Here is a 16,878-nt window from a genome sequence, read left to right on the forward strand (position 1 = left end):
GCCACGTTCTCCCGCCGCCCGTTAAATCGGTTGCCGCCCCGCACCGCCCCCTGCTGCACTTGTCGCACACCTCGACCGGTCAAGGAGACGTAATGCGCCGTTTGTTCATGTCCAACCAGAAGGGAATCGCCATCAACCCAGAGGACATGACACTCCGTGCATACGTCGAGCACGTCCAACACCCTGAACCTGGGGATCCTGGCGCATGTTGACGCCGGGAAGACCAGCCTGACCGAGCGGCTTCTGCACGCCGCCGGTGTCATCGACGAGATCGGTCGCGTCGATGCGGGGAACACCCAGACCGATTCGCTTGCCCTTGAACGGCAGCGCGGAATCACGATCAAATCCGCCGTCGTCTCCTTCGCCGTCGACGACGTCACCGTCAATCTCATCGACACCCCCGGCCACCCGGACTTCATCGCCGAGGTGGAACGGGTGTTGAGCGTGCTCGACGGCGCCGTACTCGTCATTTCCGCGGTCGAGGGCGTGCAGGCGCAGACCCGCGTCCTCATGCGGACGCTGCGGCGCCTCCGCATTCCCACGCTCGTCTTCGTGAACAAGATCGACCGCCGCGGCGCGCGCCACGAGGGTCTGCTGCGTGACATCTCGGAGCGGCTCGTCCCGGACATCGTGCCCATGGGAACGACTCGCGGCCTCGGCGGTCGCGACGGGGCCTTCGTGCCCTTCGACGGCGGCGACACCTCCTTCACCACCCGCCTCGTCGACGCGCTCGCCGCGCACGACGACGCCCTGCTCTCCGCGTACGTCGACGACGAGGCGGGGCTCTCCTACCGGCGGCTGCGCGGCGAACTCGGCACGCAGACCAAGCAGGCGCTGGTGCACCCGGTGTTCTTCGGTTCGGCCGCCACCGGCGCGGGTGTCGGCGAACTCATCGCGGGCATCCGGGAGTTGCTGCCCTCCCAGGGCGGCGACGCGGACGCCCCGGCCTCCGGCACCGTCTTCAAGGTCGAGCGCGGGGACGCCGGGGAGAAGATCGCGTACGTCCGGATGTTCGCGGGGACGGTCCGCACACGGGACCGGCTGCCGTTCGGCGGCGGACGCGAGGGCAAGGTCACCGCGGTCAGCGTCTTCGACCGCGGGTCCGACGTCACGCGTGAGGGGGTTCGCGCCGGGCAGATCGGGAGATTGTGGGGGCTCGGCGACATCCGGATCGGTGATGTCGTCGGCGTACCGGACCCGGAGGGGAGAAAGGGCGGAGACGGTCGGCACCACTTTTCACCGCCCACCCTGGAAACCGTCGTCGTCCCCACCCGCCCCGGTGACAGAGGCGCACTGCATCTCGCGCTCGCCCAGCTCGCCGAGCAGGACCCGCTGATCGATCTGCGGCAGGACGATCTCCGTCAGGAGGTCTACGTATCGCTGTACGGCGAGGTCCAGAAGGAAGTCATCCAGGCGACTCTCCTCGATGAATACGGAATTGACGTCGCATTCCGCGAGACCACGACCATCTGCGTGGAGCGCGTGACCGGAAGCGGGTCCGCGTACGAAATCATCGACAAGGACGACAACCCCTTCCTGGCCACCGTCGGATTGCGCGTCGATCCCGGTCCGCCGGATTCCGGCGTGGAGTTCCGCCTGGAGGTCGAGCTCGGTTCGATGCCGTACGCGTTCTTCCGCGCCGTCGAGGAGACCGTGCGGGAGACGCTGCTGCAGGGGGTCCATGGGTGGGACGTCGGCGACTGCGTCGTCACCATGACGCACTCCGGGTACTGGCCCCGCCAGAGCCACGCGCACGGCACGTTCGACAAGAGCATGTCGAGCACGGCAGGGGACTTCCGGCAGCTGACCCCGCTGGTCCTGCTGAGCGCACTGCGGCGGGCCGGCACCGAGGTGCACGAGCCGCTGCACCGCTTCTGGCTCAGCGTCCCGGACGACGTGTTCGGGCAGCTCCTGCCCGCGCTCTCCCGGCTGCGGGCGGTCCCGCACACCCAGACGGCGCGCGGAGCCTCGTACGTGGTCGAGGGCGAGATCCCCGCGGCCCGCGTGCACGAGCTGGAGCAGCTGCTGCCCTCGCTGACGCGCGGCGAGGGCGAGCTGGAGTCCGCCTTCGAGCGGTACCAGCCGGTCCGGGGCGAGGCCCCGGACCGGCCGCGCACCGACCGCAATCCGCTCTGCCGCAAGGAGTACCTGCGGGAGGTGGCGGGCGTCAGGCGCTGAGCCCGCCTCAGGCGCGGAACGGGGGGAGGCCCAAACCCCGTACGCGGGCGGGGTCGACGAGGATGTTGAGCTCCACGATCTTCCCGTCGGTGATCGTGAACTCCATGACCGAGACGACCTCGCCGCCCGGCACGCCGACCACACCGACACGGCCGTTGATGAACGCCAGCTCGGTGGTCGGCGCCCCCTTCGAGAACATCGCAGCCTGTCCGGCGACCGTCTTCGCGCCGCGCACCAACTTCGAGAGCCCGGAGGCGAGTTCGCCGGTGTCGGCCCGCAGCACCACGTCCGGGTCGAGCAGTTCGAGCAGCGCGTCGAAGTCGCCGCCCCGCGCGGCGGCGAGGAAGGCTCCGACGACCTCGCGCTGACGTACGGGGTCGTTGTCGGGGGTGGGCGCCGATCCCTGCACCCGGCGGCGTGCCCGGCTCGCCAGCTGGCGGGTCGCGGCCGGGGTGCGCTCCACGATGGGGGCGACCTCGTCGAAGGGCACGGCGAACATGTCGTGCAGCACGAAGGCGAGACGTTCGGCGGGCGCCAGCGTCTCGAGCACGACGAGGAGCGCGAGGCCGACCGAGTCGGCGAGCAGCACCTCCTGCTCGGGGTCGACGACGTCCCCCCAGCTCACCACCGGGTCCGGCACATGCGTGTCCATCGAGAGGGACAGGGACTCCTCGCGCCGCGACTGCCGCGTACGCAGCATGTCGAGGCAGATCCGGCCGACGACGGTCGTCAGCCATCCCCCCAGGTTCGCCACCTCGCCGGTGTCGGCGCGGCTGAGCCGGATCCAGGACTCCTGGACCGCGTCATCGGACTCGCTGAGCGAGCCGAGCATGCGATAGGCGACGGCCTTCAGATGCGGCCGGTGCTCCTCGAAGCGGGCCGCCAGCGCTTCGTTCTGGTCAACCGCTGCTTCGTTCTGGCCCACCGCTGCTTCGTTATGGTCCATCTGTCACATTCCCTCGTCGCGATCCGTCATGGAAGTGACGCACCGTTTCAGCGCACTTGGAGGAGAACAGTAATGAACGCGTACGCCACACCGGCCGCCCGCATCTCGCGCCGGACGTCGGGACAGAGCGCATGAGCACGGAGACGACAGGACCCCGCGCGCCCGAGCAGCGCAAGCTGGACGCCCTGCACCGCCTCACCCACGACGTCGACGTGTGGGTGGCCACGGCCGACGCGGACGGCGGGACCCCGTATCTCATCCCGCTGTCCTTCCTCTGGGACGGCGAGAGCCTGTTGGTGGCCACGCCCGATGCCAGCGTCACCGGCCGCAACCTCCGGGCGACCGGCAAGGCGCGGGTCGGCGTCGGGCCGACCCGCGACGTCATTCTCATCGAGGGGGACGTACGAGCCCTCGGCGAGGGCGAGTTGACCGCAGAGGCCGGTGACGCCTTCGCCGAGAAGACGGGCTTCGACCCGCGCAAGCTCGACACCGTCTACACCTACTTCCGCATCACCCCGCAGCGGCTCCAGGCCTGGCGCGAGGCCGACGAGCTGAAGGGCAGGGAGCTGATGGCGGGCGGGCGGTGGACGGTGCGGTAGCCGGGCTCTACGACGGAGGTGATGGGCAAGGCGACGAGAGATCCGGCCGGGGTCAGCCCCGGCCGAGCACCGGGGCCAGCGCCTCCCGCAGATCCTCGGGGCCCGTGTAGTGCAGCCCCACCATGCCGAGCGCGACCGCCGCGTCCACGTTCTCCTTGCGGTCGTCCACGAACAGGCAGCGCTCGGCCGGGACCCCTGCCCGCTCCACGGCGATCTCGTAGATCCGGCGGTCGGGCTTGACGATGCCGACGCCGGCGCTGCTGACCACGGTGTGCGCGAGGTCGGCGATGCCGAGCTCGGCCAGGTCGTCGTCGAGCCAGGGGGTCGCGTTCGTCACGAGCGCCACGTGCAGGTGGGCGCGGGCCCGCCGGAGCAGGTCCACCACGGTGGCGTCGGCGGAGAACCTCGCCTCGGCGAGCGCGGTGCCCAGGGCGTGCCCGCGCTCGTAGGGCACCCGGTCCGCGAGGCCGCGCGCGATCGCCTCCACCCACTCCTCCTTGCCGCTGCGCCCGAGCATCAGCGGCAGATCGGTCTCGGGCGCGAAGGCGATCTCGGCGGTGCTGCCGTGGGGGAGACCGGCGGCGCGCTCCATCGCCTCCATCTCCGACATGTCGTAGAAGCGGATCACGCCGTCGAGATCGGAGAGCACGGCGTCGAACGGCAGCGGCGGTGGTGGCGGCAGCAGCGGCGGCACCTGCCAGGCGAAGCGCAGCTTCTCCTTGGCCTCGGCGCCGATCCGGCCGTAGAAGCGGATCGCGCCCTCGTTCCACGCGGGCGTCTGCCACTGGACCTCGGTGAGGCCGAGCGCACGGGCCAGGGCCGCCACCGCGTCCGTCAGGAGCTCGCCGAGGCCGAGACCCCGGTGACCGTCACGCAGGAAGAGGCAGTCCATGTGCAGGTACTCGGAGCCGTCCCAGGTGGAGATCTCCGGCGCGCAGGTGGCATAGCCGACGACCTCGCCACCGGGCAGCTCGGCCACCAGGCAGCGCAGGCGCGGGTCAGGCACCCCGAAGAGCAGGGCGGCCAGGCGCTCTTCCAGGCCGGGGGCGGGCGGCGTTCCCTTCTCGTACGCGGCGTGCTCGGCGACGAGTTCGACGACGCGGGGAAGGTCGGCGGGGCGGGCGTGGCGGACGCGGGGGGCTTCACCGTGCTGCCCGCCGGGCTCTTCGCCGCTCTGCGCGGGCGATCCTTCCTGAGCGGGCGATCCCTTCTTCCGGGCGGGCGATCCTTCGTACGTCATCGCAGGTCCCCCTCGATGACGTCCTGGCCCCACGCGGTGAGCCGCTCCGCGAGGCTCCCGCCCCCGTCGAGCACGCACCGCACGTACGCGTCCCGCTCGTGCGTGAGCACGGCGGCCTCCCACACGCAGGGCGCGAGACCGGCGCGTCCCGGCCGCAGCTCACCGGGGTGCCCGGCGGGCCCGACGAAGACCGCGAGGTCCGACATGTAGCCCTCGATCCAGCTCTGCACGAGGACGTAGTCCCCGTCACCGCCCGCGTGCACGATCAGCACGGCGAGACCGGCCGACCCACGGGCACGGCCGAGCCCCAGGTGCGCCCCGGCGAGCGCGAGCGCCGATTCCTCGTACCGCCCGGTCACCTTCCGCCCCGGCGCCTCGACGGCGTACGCCTTCACGAGATGCCCGCCGGCCTCGCGGACGCCCAGGGGCCGTGCGGTGCGCGCGTGATAGCCGTCGGCGAGCGCGAGCAGCTGCCCGGCATCGACGGCCGACGGAAGTTGATCCAGCCCGATCATGTCCATGAGCCCATGATGCAGATGACCGATGCTCCTTGTGATGCGGATGTGGGCTACCGCTCACCGGGGATGCGCGCCGCCGAGCACCCGCCTCACATTGGCCCGCACCCGGTCCTGGTCCGCGCGCACGGCCTCGTACACGTCCTTGTGGCGGGCCAGATCGGCGCGCTGCTTCTCCTCGCGAACCGCCCACCAGACACCGGCCGTGTTGTGCTCCCGCTTGCACTCGACGTCGGCGGTCGCCGTGGCAAGCTCCTTCTTCGTCTGGCCGGTGTTGCCGCCCCGGTCGCTCCCGCGGTGCCACGCCTTGTCCCGGAACGCGTCGCCCGGGGTCTTGTAGCGCTTGGCGCCCTTGCTCTCCACGCAGTCGGACCAGGTGTCGAGGGCCTCGCGCACCCGCTTGTCCTCGGCGACGGCCTTGTCCAGGCTCCGGCTCCGCCCGGGGGCATACGTCCACATGCGCCGCTTGTCCCGTACGCCTTCGGTGAGGCGCTCGGTGCCGCTGCGCGCGCAGCCCTCGGCGGGCTCGCGGCTCAGTCCGTACATCGCCTTGTGCTCGTCCGCCGTCATGGCGCGGCCCTCATGCCGTGCTCCATCGGCCGGGGACAGCTCCGGGTCCCAGCCGTAGCCCCAGCGGCGGGCGCTGTCGAGGTCGAGCGGCCCGTACGGATACGACGACATCGCCACCGCGTTCAGCGTCACCGATCCCTGCGGCTGCTTCGGATGGAGGGGAAAGTCCTCGAAGCCGAGCTTGCGCATGCAGCTCCGCGCCATGCGCGCCTGCGCCTCTGTGTGGCGCCGATTGTCCCGTGTGCTGAACTCATAGCGTTCCAGGGGAAGTTCAGGCAGATCCTCGTCCGCCTTCACGGAGGGCACACCGGGATCGCCCTCGCCTCTCCCCGACGCATCGGACCCGCACCCAGCGAGCCCCACGGCCACAAGACCCGCAACAGCCCACCGGGTCACCGCCCACCGCGTCATCCCCCGCAGCCCCATCAGTCCGTCCCCTCCCCAGGCGACTCACGTACCGGAACCGTCGGACCATACCTCCCGCCCCGCATCAGCCCCGTATCAGCCCCGCAGCCGGGCGGCCCAGGGGTGCGGACCGTACGTTCCCTCAACAGCCCCTGCCAGCCAGGCCCGTTGGGGCTCGGACAGCACGGGCAGGAGCGCGTCGAAGTCCTGCTCGTCCTTGGGCCGGGGCGACTTCGCCTTGTAGTGGAGCTGGATCTCCGGGGCCAGGCGGGGGACGCCGTCCGCGCCGACCAGGCCGATCTCTTCTACGGGCCGCCGCACCCGTGGGTCACGGCGCGACACCCAGACAGGCCCCTCGGACTCCTCCAGCATGAACTGAACGCGCCAGGGCTCCCTCTCGCCCGGCCTGCACCAGATGTCGTGCACGCCGGGCGGCAGCACCTCCCCCGGCAGCCAACGCCGCAGCGTCCCCGGCGGATCGGCGGCCCACCACTCCCACGACGGCAACACCTCCTGCACGGCGAGTTGATCGCGGCGCAGCAGGGACACGTCGATGTCCGCGTGCTCCCGGAAGGCGTGACCGGCGGCCAGCTCCAGCGCGTACCCACCGGCGATCCACCACGGGACGCGCGCCTGCGCGAACCGGGCGGCGACCTCGGCGAGCGGGTCCGGTTCCCACGGCCCCCATGGCGTCTCGGTACGCATCGTCGCCGTCACACCCTCAGCGCCGAGTCCACCAGGGCCTCGTGCCTCAGTCGTCGTCGGAGCGCGCGGGTGCGGGCTCCGACTCGACGCACGCTTCGCACTGCGGGTTGTGGCAAGGGCCGGGGCCCCACACAGGGACGTACGCCCCGAGCACCTTGCGCCGCTTGATGGCCGTACCGACAGGCCGTCCGCAGCTCGCGCACACCGGCTCGCGCTGCGGGCGGGGGCCGGACCGGCTTCCATCGCTGCCCATATGTTCAGGGTAGGGCGGGTCGCCCCGGCCGGAAAGCCCAGCCGTCAGCGCTTCCTGCGGTACGTCCGCACGACGACGCCGTTCCCGAAGACCCGGGACGCGTCGAGCGCGAACTCACTGATCACGCTCGCCGCGTCCGGGTCTCCGCCGAACATCGGCATGCCGGTCCCCAGAAGCACCGGGTACGTCTTGACGACCAGCTCGTCGACCTCGTCCCGCAGCTCCCCCGCGACCTTCGCGCCACCGCACAGCCAGATGCCGAACTCGCCGTCCTCCCGCTTGAGTTCGCGGATCTTGCGGACCAGGTCACCGGAGATGATCTCGACGTTCGGGTCGGGCGACTTGTCGAGGGTGGTGGACGCCACGTACTCGCGCAGGTGCCCGTACGGGCTCGTGATGTCGGCGTCCAGGGCGAGCCGGTAGCTGCCCCTGCCCTGGACGACCGTGTCGAAATGCTTTTTCTCCAGGTCTTGGAGACCGAGCATCCGGCGCCCCTCGGTCGGAATCGTCTCCGGATATTCCGCCTTGAGGAACTCCAGGAACTCCTCGTCCACGAACGGCATGAAGGATTCCGCGTCGCCGCTCCGGTCACCGATGAAGCCGTCGATCGACACTGCGACGAAGTAGGTGAGCTTTCGCAAGGGGGCTCCTGACTCGGATTCGCTTCTTCGTGTTCTGGGTCGCGGCAGGGAGGGCGCTGAGGGGCGCGGCGCCGAGGGGGTGGAGCCAGTGGAACCACCGCGTCACCCCCGGCGGATTCCCTCCGTGTCGAGTTCCCCCGCCACCACCTGCTGAGCACACTCCGAGAGCCGCAGCCGGTTCGCCCGCGCATGGCGCCTCAGCGCCTCGAACGCCTCGTCGACCGTGCACTTCCAGCGCTCGGCGAGCACACCCTTTGCCTGCTCGATGGCGACCCGGCTGGTGAGCGCCTCCTGCAACTGACCGCGCCGCATCTCGCTCTGCTCCAGCGAACGCCGGTGGAGTATCGCGATCGTCGCGACATCCGCGAGGGCCTGCGCGAGCGCGATCTCGTCGGGGCCAAGGACCGTCCGCTTCGCCTGGAACAGATTCAGCGTGCCGAGGACCTGATCGCCCTGGCGCAGCGGCAGCACCTGCGTCATCTCGTAGCCGGCCTCCCGGGCGCGCGTCGCGAACTGCGGCCAGGCGGTGGTCGCCTGCGGCCCGCCGAGTGCGATGTTCGCGTGCGCCGTGCCGGAGCGGTAGCAGTCCAGGCACGGCCCCTCTTCCTGCTGCAGGGCGAACAGATCGAGCACCCAGGCGTGCTCGCCGGACGCCGAGACGAGCCTCAACTCGCCCTCGGGATCCGTCAGCAGGACACCCGCGGCCGAGACGCCGAGCAGTTCCACACAGCGTGTGGCCAGGCTCTGCAGAAATTCGGCGACGTCGAAATCGTCGGTCAAGGAGTCGGCCAGGTCCACGAATGCCTCCGCCAGAAGTCGCTCGCGGGACGTGTCGCCGGACACCTCTCGGGTCATTTCATGGGACATCAGGCTCGTCCCCCCCTTCGTTGTGTCTACGGACAACACAGCGGCGCTTTGACGACTTTATGCGAATCGGCCGGTGCCGCCACCGTCTGTGCCGAACGGCCGGGGCTCCCGCCACATCGGCCACAGGTGCGGGCCGTCCGGCAGATCGATGGCGTTTCCGGTGAACTGGAACCCGAGCCGTGCGTACAGCGCGCGGCTGCGGCTGCTGCTCGCCTCCAGATAGGCGTGCAGCCCTTCGCGGTCGCAGCGTTCGAGTACGGCTCCGATCAGCGCCGAGCCGAGCCCCTCGCCCTGCCGCTCCGGGCTCACGCCGATCATGTGCAGATACTGGTGGGGCCGGTCGGTCGGGTGCGCCTCACCGGTCAGCCTGCCGATCTCCTCGACCCGCGCGTTGTCCGGGTCGACGGCCGCGCGCAGCTGCGCGGGCCCTTCTTCCGCGCCCTCGTCCTCACCCGCGGGGACGGACCACCACAGCGCGACGGCCGAGCCGTCCTCCGCGAGGTCTACGTGGCCCAGGCTCAGCGCGAGGTCGAGAAAGGCGTCCATCAGAGCGCCGTGCCTGCTGCGGCGGTGCTCCTCCTCGGGGAAGACCCAGCCGCTCACCGGATCGTCTCGGAACGCCTCGTCGAGCAGCCGGACCACGTCCGCTCTGTCGCTCTCCCCGGCCCTCCGGATGACTACGCCCACAGCCCGCCCCTTTGCCCCTCGACCATGCTCAACTGCCCGTAACGCCCCACCGGTTGCTTCGGGTGCAGCCTAAGCGATCGGGCCCCGGCACACGGGCGGGCCCCGCACCCCGGCCGGATATCGGCAGGGTGCGGGGCCCGTCGGTCGCGTCCGACCGTCCTGTTCGGTCACGTCCGACCGTCCTGTTGGTCGCGTCCGACCGTCCTGTTCGGCCCGTCTTGTCGGATCGGTCTCCTCTCCACACGTCTTCGTACGTCGCCGTACGTCTTCGTCCGCCCCCGTAATGCTCCGTACGTTCAGTGCGTACGCCGCGTCACGAACTCCGCGAGTGCCAGCAGGCTGCCCGCCGCCTCCGGGACCGGCACCGCGCCGGCGAGCTGGTTGATCGCGCGGGACATCCGGTCGCCCGCGTGCAGCAGCGCCCAGTCCCTGCCGCCCGCCGTCTCGACGGCGTGCGCCATGCGGTCCAGGTCGCCGTCGGCCGACGGACGTCCGTACAGCTCGGCCAGTTCGGCGGCGGCCGGGGTGCCGGAGGCCAGCGCCGCGACCACCGGCAGGGACTTCTTGCGGGCCGCGAGGTCGGCACGGGCCGGCTTGCCCGTGTGCCCCGGATCGCCCCAGATGCCGATCACGTCGTCGATGAGCTGGAAGGCGAGCCCCGCCTCACGGCCGAACCCGTCGAGCGCCTCCACCTCGCTGCGCCCCGCCCCCGCGTACAGCGCCCCCAGCGCACAGGCGCAGCCGAGCAGCGCCCCCGTCTTGGCCTCAGCCATGGCGAGGCACTCGTCGAGCGTGACCTCGTCGGGGCCGCGCCGCTCGAGCGCGCCGTCCGCCTGCTGGCCCGCGCAGAGCTCGACCACGCAGGAGGCGAGCCGGGCGGCCGCCGCCGGGGCCCCGGGGTGCGGGTCCTCGGCGAGCAGCAGCTGCGCCAGCGCCTGGAGCGCGTCACCGGCCAGGATCGCGTCGGGTTCGCCGAACACGGTCCATGCGGTGGGCCGGTGCCTGCGGGTGGCGTCGCGGTCGATGACGTCGTCGTGCAGCAGGGTGAAGTTGTGGATCAGCTCCACCGCTGCCGCGGCACGGACGGCCATGGCCTGATCCCCGCCGAGCGCCCGCACCGCGGCGAGCACGAGCGCGGGCCTGATCGCCTTGCCCGCGTGCCCGGCCGCCGGTGAGCCGTCCGCGTGTTCCCATCCGAAGTGGTAGCGCGCGATGCGGCGCATCGCTCCCGGCAGCGAGTCGATCGCCCGGCGCAGCTCCGGGTCGACGCACAGCCGCGCCGATGCCAGGATCTCCGCCGCTTCGGGCGACTCGGGCCCCGCGTGCTCGTCGTGCTCGTCGTGCTCGCCGTACTCGTCGTACTCGTCGTGCTCCGTCACGTCCGTCGTCGTGTCCGTCATGGACTCACCCCGGAGAGGATGCGGACGGTGGCGGTTCCTGGGCCTGCGGGCGCGTACGGAAGGGGTGTACCCGGCGCCGCGCCCACAGACACGGCCTCATCGCCAGCGGCCGATCTCGACGTTCTCGAGCACGCCCAGCGCGTCCGGCACAAGGACCGCCGCGGAGTAATACGTAGACACGAGGTACGAGATGATCGCCTGCTCGCTGATCCCCATGAAGCGCACGGACAGGCTCGGCTCGATCTCGTCCGGGATGCCGACCTGGTGCAGGCCGACGACGCCCTGTTCCTCCTCGCCCGTACGCATACAGATGATCGAGGTGGTGCGGGCCTCGGTGACCGGGATCTTGTTGCACGGGAAGATCGGCACCCCGCGCCAGGTGGGGATGCGGTGGCCGCCCATGTCGATGGTCTCCGGCACGAGCCCGCGTTTGTTGAGCTCGCGGCCGAACGCGGAGATCGCGCGCGGGTGGGCCAGGAAGAGCTTCGACCCCCGCCTGCGGCTGAGCAGTTCGTCCATGTCGTCCGGGCTCGGCACGCCGTCGTGGGGCTGCAGCCGCTGCTCGTACTCACAGTTGTTGAGCAGCCCGAACTCGCGGTTGTTGATCAGCTCGTGCTCCTGGCGCTCCTTGAGCGCCTCGACCGTGAGCCGCAGCTGCTGCTCGGTCTGGTTCATCGGCTGGTTGTAGAGGTCGGCCACGCGCGTGTGGATGCGCAGAACGGTCTGGGCGACGCTCAGTTCGTACTCACGCGGCGCCGATTCGTAGTCGACGAACGTGCCCGGCAGCACGGCCTCGCCGATGTGGCCCGCGGAGAGGTCGATGGGTGCCTCGCCGAACCTGTTCGTCCGCTGGGCGGGGATGGCCCGCAGCCGCCGGAGATGCTCGCGCAGCGAGTCCGTGCGCTCCGCGACCTGCTCCAGGTCCTGGCGCGGCAGCGTGAGCACGGTGCACGCGGTCACCGCGCGCGTCGTGTACTCCCAGATGGCCTCCGGGTCGAGCAGTGCCTGCTCGCCGAAGTAGGCACCGTCGGCGAGCGACCCGAGGACCGTGTCGTCTCCGTAGGGCCCGGTGCCGATCTTCTCGACCCTGCCGTGCGCGAGCAGGTACACCTCGTCGGCCTGGCTGCCGAAGGAGGTGATCACCGACCCTGCGGCGAACTCCCGCTGCTGGCAGCGCTGGGCCAGCTCCCCCAGGACCTCGATGTCCTCGTAGTCCCGCAGGACCGGCAGCTCGCCGAGCTCCGCCGGGATGACCTGCACCCGGTCTCCGGTCTTCACGAACGTCACCCGGCCGTCACCGACCGAGTAGCTCAACCTCCGGTTCACTCGATACGTACCCCCCTGCACCTGCACCCACGGCAGCGTCCGCAGGAGCCAGCGGGAGCTGATCTCCTGCATCTGCGGCGCGGACTTGGTGGTGGTGGCCAGATTCCGCGCGGCCGATGTACCCAAGCTCTGCTGCGGCTCGGACTGCTCTGCACGGATCTCTTCGCCTACCGACATTGGCAATGCCCTCCCGATCAAGCGCTGATCTGCGCCGACAACCTTTCCAGCACGGTGAGTGCCGGCGCCATTACACAAACGAGCGGGAATGGATCAGGCGAGACGGGGCACTCACCCGCGTACCAGGAACGGGGTTGCCGGGGGCGGGGAACTCCAAGATCCGCGCATCCGTTGAACAGGACACAACGGCCGATACCCTTCGTACAGATATGCACCAATCCGCACCAATCCGTAGGAGACGGCAATGGCAGGCTTCCTGGATCGCGCCAAGGAACAGGCGCAGCGCGGACTCACCCAGGGCAAGCAGAAGATCGACGAGGTCCAGGCGCAGCGCACGGGCGGCGACCTCCTGAAGAAGCTGGGCGCGGCGTATTACGCCCAGCAGCACGGCACGGGCACGCCCGAGGCCACGCAGCAGGCCCTGCAGGCGCTCGAGGCGCACATCGCGACGAACGGCGACGCGTTCCTGCACAGCGGCGACCACCGCGGCTGACCAAATCGGCTCGCACGGTGCCCGAACAGCGACGGAATACCTCCGAACACCTGGTCCGGGCACCGTGGTTCCGGTAAAAGCGGACATACGAGACGGTCCGCGACCGGCGGCCGTCGTGCTCCGCAAAGGAGTCGGCCATGGCCCCACCCATGTCCGCGAGCAGGTTCCTCGACGCGCTCAAGGACGAAGGTGTGACCGTCGTCGAAGTCGGCGACTGGCGTCACCACAACCGCAACCACAAGGGGCCGTGGGGGCCCGTGCACGGCGTGATGATCCACCACACGGCCACGTCGGGCAGTCAGCGCACCGTGGAGATCTGCCGTGACGGGTACGCCTCGCTGCCCGGCCCGCTGTGCCACGGTGTCATCACCAAGGACGGCCACGTCCACCTCGTCGGGTACGGCCGCGCCAACCACGCGGGGCTCGGCGACGACGACGTCCTGCGCGCGGTCATCGCCGAGAAGGCGCTCCCCGCGGACAACGAGGCCAACACCGACGGAAACCGCCACTTCTACGGCTTCGAGTGCGAGAACCGCGGCAACGGCGAGGACCCGTGGCCGGACGCGCAGCTGGACGCCATCGAGAGGGTCTCGGCGGCCATCTGCCGCCACCACGGCTGGACCCACCGCTCGGTGATCGGCCACCTCGAGTGGCAGCCGGGCAAGATCGATCCCAAGGGCTTCACCATGAAGACCATGCGGGAGCGCATCGAGGAACGCCTCAAGTAGACCTCCTCGAGCACGCGAGTACCGCGAGTACCGCCAGCACTGCGAGTACCGCGAGCAAGCAGACCGTGGCCGTGGCCGTGCCCGCCGGCACGGCACCGGGCAGAATGGCGGGGTGAGCACCACCCCGCCGGCCGGCCCGCGCCCCCGGCTCCCGTCGCCGCTCCAAGCGCTCCAGGACGACCGGTTCGCGCGGCACGGCGTCACCCTCACCCTCAAGCGGGACGACCTGATCCACCCGGACCTCCCGGGCAACAAGTACCGCAAGCTCTCCCTCAACCTGGACGCCGCCGTCGCAGCGGGCCACGAGGCCCTGCTGACCTTCGGCGGCGCCTACTCCAACCACCTCAGGGCGACCGCCGCGGCGGGCCGCCTCCTCGGCATGGACACCATCGGCATCGTCCGCGGCGACGAACTCGCCGAGCGCCCCCTGAACCCGTCACTGACGCAATGCGCGGCCGACGGAATGCGCCTGCACTTCATCGACCGGTCGACGTACCGCAGGAAGACCGAACCGGAGGTCCTGGCCGCCCTCCTGCGCGCGACAGGCGCCAAGGACCCCTACGTCATCCCCGAAGGGGGCAGCAACTCCCTGGCCGTACAAGGCTGCACGGCCCTGGGCGAGGAACTTCGCGGCCACACCCACACGGCGGCCGTGGCCTGCGGCACCGGCGGCACCCTGGCCGGGATGGCCGCCGGCCTCGCCCCGGACCAGCACGCGCTCGGCATACCGGTGCTCAAAGGCGGCTTCCTCGGCCCCGAGATACGGGCCCTGCAGCAGCGGACCTTCGGCGCCCCCACCGCCAACTGGCACCTGGACGAGCGCTTCCACTTCGGCGGCTACGCCCGCACGCCTCCTGAACTCACCGCGTTCGCGGACGACTTCGAGGACCGGCACGGTCTCCCCGTGGAGCGCGTCTACGTCGCCAAGCTCCTCTACGCACTGACGGCCCTCTCCGAAGAGGGCGCGTTTCCCCCGGGCACCATGGTCACGGCGGTGATCACCGCAACGGATCCTGCGACCCCCACGGCTCAGTCCTCGACCTCCCGGTAGGCCGCCGCCTCCTCCAGGTCCAGCTTCCGCAGCAGCGTCCGCATCATCTCGTCGTCGATGCGCCGCTCGTCCCGCATCCTCACGAACACCTCCCGCTCCGCGGCGATCGCCTCCCGGGCGAGCCTGCGGTAGGTCTCGTCCGCTGACTCCCCCGTCACGGGGTTGGGCTGCCCCAGCCGCTCCCACACGGAGTTGCGCCGTCGTTCGAGGACGGTGCGCAGACGGTCCTGGAGGGGCTGTGGGAGGCAGTTGCGCTCGTCCTGCATCAGTTCGTCCACCCGCCGCTCCGCGGCCTGCGAGGCGGCGTTCTGTGCCTGCGCCTCCGCGAGCGTCTCCGCCTGCGTGTCACGCCCCGGCAGCTTCAGGACCCGGATCAGCCACGGCAGTGAGAGGCCCTGCACGACCAACGTGCCGATCACCGTGGTGAAGGTCAGGAACAGGACGAGGTTCCGTGCGGGAAACGGCTCCCCGTCGTCCATGACGAGCGGGATCGAGAAGGCGATGGCCAGCGACACCACGCCGCGCATCCCGGCCCAGCTGACGATCAGCGGCCGCCGCCAGTCCATGTCGGACTCCCGCTCCTTGATGCGCGTCGACAGGATCCGCGGCAGATAGGTCGCCGGGTACGACCACACGAAGCGCACGAGCACGACGAGGAAGAAGACCCCCAGGGCGTACCAGGCCGCCTGTACGCCGCTGTACTCGCCGAGCCCCTCGATCACGAGCGGCAGTTGCAGGCCGATGAGCGCGAAGACAGCCGACTCCAGGATGAACGCGACCACCTTCCACACGGCGGCCTCCTGGAGCCGCGTCTCGAAGTCGACCTCCCAGGAGCGGTGCCCGAGGAACAGGGCGACGACGACCACGGCGAGCACTCCGGAGGCGCCGACCTGCTCGGCGGCCGCGTACGCGACGAAGGGGATCAGCAAGGAGAGGGTGTTCTGCAGCATCGCCTCCTTCATGTGCCGGCGCAGCCAGTGGATCGGCACCATGAGGACAAGACCGACACCGACCCCGCCGACCGCGGCCACCAGGAACTCCCTGATCCCGCCCGCCCAGCTCGCGCCCTCGCCGATCGCCGCCGCGAGGGCGACCTTGTAGGCGGTGATCGCGGTCGCGTCGTTCACCAGCGACTCGCCCTGCAGGATCGTGGTGATCCGCGACGGCAGCCCCACCTTCCGCGCGATGGCCGTGGCCGCCACCGCGTCCGGCGGCGCGATCACCGCGCCGAGGACCAGCGCGGCGGTCAGTGGCAGATCGGGGATCAGCAGATACGCGAGATAGCCGACGGCGAGGGTCGCGAACAGCGTGTACCCGACCGAGAGGAGCGCCACGGGTCTGATGTTGGCGCGCAGATCGAGGTACGAACTCTCCAGGGCCGCGGTGTGCAGCAGGGGCGGCAGGATCAGCGGCAGCACGATGTGCGGGTCCAGGTGGTAGTCCGGAACTCCGGGCACATACGCGGCGACGAGACCCACCGCGACGAGCAGCAGCGGCGCGGGCACCGGCGTCCAGCGCGCGGCTCCGGCCACCGCGGCACTCGCCGCGATCAGTGCCACCAGGGGCAGTACGTCCATCGGTCAGGCCCTCCGCGATACGCGTTCCCGTCGTAACCTGGCAATCATGAACGAGTGCCCGCATGTCGCAGCGCTGCCGCACCCTGAGCCCGCGCCACTGAGCGAGACCTGCCTCGAGTGCCTGGCGGTCGGCAGTCACCCGGTGCAACTGCGCCTCTGTCTGGACTGCGGTCATGTGGGGTGCTGCGACTCCTCGCCCTTCCGGCACGCGACGGCACACTTCAAGGACACCGGGCACGCGGTGATGAGGACCTTCGAACCGGGCGAGAGCTGGCGTTGGTGCTTCGTGGACGGTTCGATCGTCTGAGGCCTGGGTACGTCAACCCGACGCCCGTACTCTCCAATTGGGACCGCGAGACCCCTAGCCACTCTCCGTACCCTTAGGCTTACTATGAGTGACAGCAACGGAGCGGGGTCCCCGGGACACGGAACTGGGGAGCGCGGTAGCGTCACCGCAGAACTACGTGGTGCGTTACCCGTGTGACGCAGTCCGGACCGCCGCTGGACGGCGGACCTGGAG

18 protein-coding genes are annotated in these 16,878 nt (G+C 70.6%); 6 read left to right on the forward strand and 12 right to left on the reverse strand.

All coding sequences use genetic code 11. From position 1 onward, the window contains the following. Positions 1 to 156 precede the first annotated feature (156 nt). Positions 157 to 2,178, forward strand: a complete 2,022-nt coding sequence (locus ABD378_RS41065; protein ID WP_344530048.1) for a GTP-binding protein — start codon at positions 157 to 159, stop codon at positions 2,176 to 2,178. 7 nt (positions 2,179 to 2,185) lie between these two features. On the opposite strand, the gene ABD378_RS41070 is transcribed toward ABD378_RS41065, so the two are convergent. Continuing rightward, positions 2,186 to 3,124, reverse strand: a complete 939-nt coding sequence (locus ABD378_RS41070) for a sigma-70 family RNA polymerase sigma factor (RefSeq protein WP_344530050.1) — start codon at positions 3,122 to 3,124, stop codon at positions 2,186 to 2,188. Between the two features lie 131 nt (positions 3,125 to 3,255). On the opposite strand from ABD378_RS41070, the gene ABD378_RS41075 reads away from it, so the two are divergent. Then, positions 3,256 to 3,723, forward strand: coding sequence for a pyridoxamine 5'-phosphate oxidase family protein (locus tag ABD378_RS41075; protein WP_344530052.1), 468 nt, complete (start codon positions 3,256 to 3,258; stop codon positions 3,721 to 3,723). A 52-nt stretch (positions 3,724 to 3,775) separates the two neighbouring features. Here ABD378_RS41075 and ABD378_RS41080 read toward each other — a convergent pair whose 3' ends face one another. The 10 genes from ABD378_RS41080 to ABD378_RS41125 form a co-directional block, all read right to left on the reverse strand. Beyond that, positions 3,776 to 4,963, reverse strand: coding sequence for an HAD-IA family hydrolase (locus ABD378_RS41080; protein ID WP_344530054.1), 1,188 nt, complete (start codon positions 4,961 to 4,963; stop codon positions 3,776 to 3,778). Beyond that, entirely contained in the window at positions 4,960 to 5,484 is a 525-nt protein-coding gene (locus ABD378_RS41085) for a hypothetical protein (RefSeq protein ID WP_344530056.1), read from the reverse strand. Before ABD378_RS41085 ends, ABD378_RS41080 begins: the two co-directional genes overlap by 4 nt. Before the next feature lie 54 nt (positions 5,485 to 5,538). Further along, a complete protein-coding gene (locus tag ABD378_RS41090) occupies positions 5,539 to 6,354 on the reverse strand; it encodes a hypothetical protein (protein WP_344530058.1) in 816 nt (271 codons plus the stop codon). 195 nt (positions 6,355 to 6,549) lie between these two features. Beyond that, positions 6,550 to 7,158, reverse strand: a complete 609-nt coding sequence (locus ABD378_RS41095) for a nucleotidyltransferase domain-containing protein (protein ID WP_344530060.1) — start codon at positions 7,156 to 7,158, stop codon at positions 6,550 to 6,552. Between the two features lie 46 nt (positions 7,159 to 7,204). After that, positions 7,205 to 7,411 carry a hypothetical protein gene (locus ABD378_RS41100; RefSeq protein ID WP_344530062.1) on the reverse strand — a complete coding sequence of 69 codons (207 nt, stop codon included), beginning with the start codon at positions 7,409 to 7,411 and terminating at the stop codon, positions 7,205 to 7,207. Positions 7,412 to 7,455: 44 nt separating this feature from the next. Continuing rightward, entirely contained in the window at positions 7,456 to 8,052 is a 597-nt protein-coding gene (locus ABD378_RS41105) for a dihydrofolate reductase family protein (protein ID WP_344530064.1), read from the reverse strand. A gap of 102 nt (positions 8,053 to 8,154) precedes the next feature. Beyond that, positions 8,155 to 8,919 (reverse strand): ANTAR domain-containing protein, encoded by a 765-nt coding sequence (locus tag ABD378_RS41110; protein ID WP_344530066.1) that lies wholly within the window; start codon positions 8,917 to 8,919, stop codon positions 8,155 to 8,157. 57 nt (positions 8,920 to 8,976) lie between these two features. Next, complete coding sequence (locus tag ABD378_RS41115) at positions 8,977 to 9,606, reverse strand: GNAT family N-acetyltransferase (protein WP_344530068.1); 630 nt, start codon at positions 9,604 to 9,606, stop codon at positions 8,977 to 8,979. Between the two features lie 296 nt (positions 9,607 to 9,902). Next, positions 9,903 to 11,006, reverse strand: a complete 1,104-nt coding sequence (locus ABD378_RS41120; RefSeq protein WP_344530070.1) for a family 2 encapsulin nanocompartment cargo protein polyprenyl transferase — start codon at positions 11,004 to 11,006, stop codon at positions 9,903 to 9,905. 96 nt (positions 11,007 to 11,102) lie between these two features. Beyond that, positions 11,103 to 12,509, reverse strand: a complete 1,407-nt coding sequence (locus tag ABD378_RS41125) for a family 2B encapsulin nanocompartment shell protein (protein ID WP_344530072.1) — start codon at positions 12,507 to 12,509, stop codon at positions 11,103 to 11,105. Between the two features lie 244 nt (positions 12,510 to 12,753). On the opposite strand from ABD378_RS41125, the gene ABD378_RS41130 reads away from it, so the two are divergent. The 3 genes from ABD378_RS41130 to ABD378_RS41140 all read left to right on the forward strand — a co-directional run bounded on the left by ABD378_RS41130 (position 12,754) and on the right by ABD378_RS41140 (position 14,781). After that, positions 12,754 to 13,002, forward strand: a complete 249-nt coding sequence (locus tag ABD378_RS41130; RefSeq protein ID WP_344530074.1) for a hypothetical protein — start codon at positions 12,754 to 12,756, stop codon at positions 13,000 to 13,002. A gap of 137 nt (positions 13,003 to 13,139) precedes the next feature. Next, positions 13,140 to 13,730, forward strand: coding sequence for an N-acetylmuramoyl-L-alanine amidase (locus tag ABD378_RS41135; RefSeq protein WP_344530076.1), 591 nt, complete (start codon positions 13,140 to 13,142; stop codon positions 13,728 to 13,730). A 112-nt stretch (positions 13,731 to 13,842) separates the two neighbouring features. After that, complete coding sequence (locus tag ABD378_RS41140) at positions 13,843 to 14,781, forward strand: 1-aminocyclopropane-1-carboxylate deaminase/D-cysteine desulfhydrase (protein ID WP_344530078.1); 939 nt, start codon at positions 13,843 to 13,845, stop codon at positions 14,779 to 14,781. Here ABD378_RS41140 and ABD378_RS41145 read toward each other — a convergent pair. Continuing rightward, on the reverse strand, positions 14,760 to 16,358 hold the full coding sequence (locus tag ABD378_RS41145; RefSeq protein ID WP_344530080.1) for a Na+/H+ antiporter: 1,599 nt from the start codon (positions 16,356 to 16,358) through the stop codon (positions 14,760 to 14,762). The genes ABD378_RS41140 and ABD378_RS41145 overlap by 22 nt on opposite strands. Before the next feature lie 46 nt (positions 16,359 to 16,404). Here ABD378_RS41145 and ABD378_RS41150 point away from each other — a divergent pair, with 46 nt between their 5' ends. After that, on the forward strand, positions 16,405 to 16,665 hold the full coding sequence (locus ABD378_RS41150) for a UBP-type zinc finger domain-containing protein (protein ID WP_344530082.1): 261 nt from the start codon (positions 16,405 to 16,407) through the stop codon (positions 16,663 to 16,665). Positions 16,666 to 16,878: the final 213 nt, after the last annotated feature.

Source organism: Streptomyces rectiviolaceus (assembly GCF_039533825.1).
In the GTDB taxonomy this organism is placed as follows: Bacteria; Actinomycetota; Actinomycetes; order Streptomycetales; family Streptomycetaceae; genus Streptomyces; species Streptomyces rectiviolaceus.

What these genes read in the sequence shown, in the direction of transcription:
- ABD378_RS41070 (WP_344530050.1), bottom strand. Translation starts at nt 3,124, where the DNA reads ATGGACCATAACGAAGCAGCGGTGGGCCAGAACGAAGCAGCGGTTGAC.
- ABD378_RS41075 (WP_344530052.1), top strand. Translation starts at nt 3,256, where the DNA reads ATGAGCACGGAGACGACAGGACCCCGCGCGCCCGAGCAGCGCAAGCTG.
- ABD378_RS41080 (WP_344530054.1), bottom strand. Translation starts at nt 4,963, where the DNA reads ATGACGTACGAAGGATCGCCCGCCCGGAAGAAGGGATCGCCCGCTCAG.
- ABD378_RS41085 (WP_344530056.1), bottom strand. Translation starts at nt 5,484, where the DNA reads ATGGACATGATCGGGCTGGATCAACTTCCGTCGGCCGTCGATGCCGGG.
- ABD378_RS41095 (WP_344530060.1), bottom strand. Translation starts at nt 7,158, where the DNA reads ATGCGTACCGAGACGCCATGGGGGCCGTGGGAACCGGACCCGCTCGCC.
- ABD378_RS41100 (WP_344530062.1), bottom strand. Translation starts at nt 7,411, where the DNA reads ATGGGCAGCGATGGAAGCCGGTCCGGCCCCCGCCCGCAGCGCGAGCCG.
- ABD378_RS41110 (WP_344530066.1), bottom strand. Translation starts at nt 8,919, where the DNA reads ATGTCCCATGAAATGACCCGAGAGGTGTCCGGCGACACGTCCCGCGAG.
- ABD378_RS41120 (WP_344530070.1), bottom strand. Translation starts at nt 11,006, where the DNA reads ATGACGGACACGACGACGGACGTGACGGAGCACGACGAGTACGACGAG.
- ABD378_RS41125 (WP_344530072.1), bottom strand. Translation starts at nt 12,509, where the DNA reads ATGTCGGTAGGCGAAGAGATCCGTGCAGAGCAGTCCGAGCCGCAGCAG.
- ABD378_RS41130 (WP_344530074.1), top strand. Translation starts at nt 12,754, where the DNA reads ATGGCAGGCTTCCTGGATCGCGCCAAGGAACAGGCGCAGCGCGGACTC.
- ABD378_RS41135 (WP_344530076.1), top strand. Translation starts at nt 13,140, where the DNA reads ATGGCCCCACCCATGTCCGCGAGCAGGTTCCTCGACGCGCTCAAGGAC.
- ABD378_RS41145 (WP_344530080.1), bottom strand. Translation starts at nt 16,358, where the DNA reads ATGGACGTACTGCCCCTGGTGGCACTGATCGCGGCGAGTGCCGCGGTG.
- ABD378_RS41150 (WP_344530082.1), top strand. Translation starts at nt 16,405, where the DNA reads ATGAACGAGTGCCCGCATGTCGCAGCGCTGCCGCACCCTGAGCCCGCG.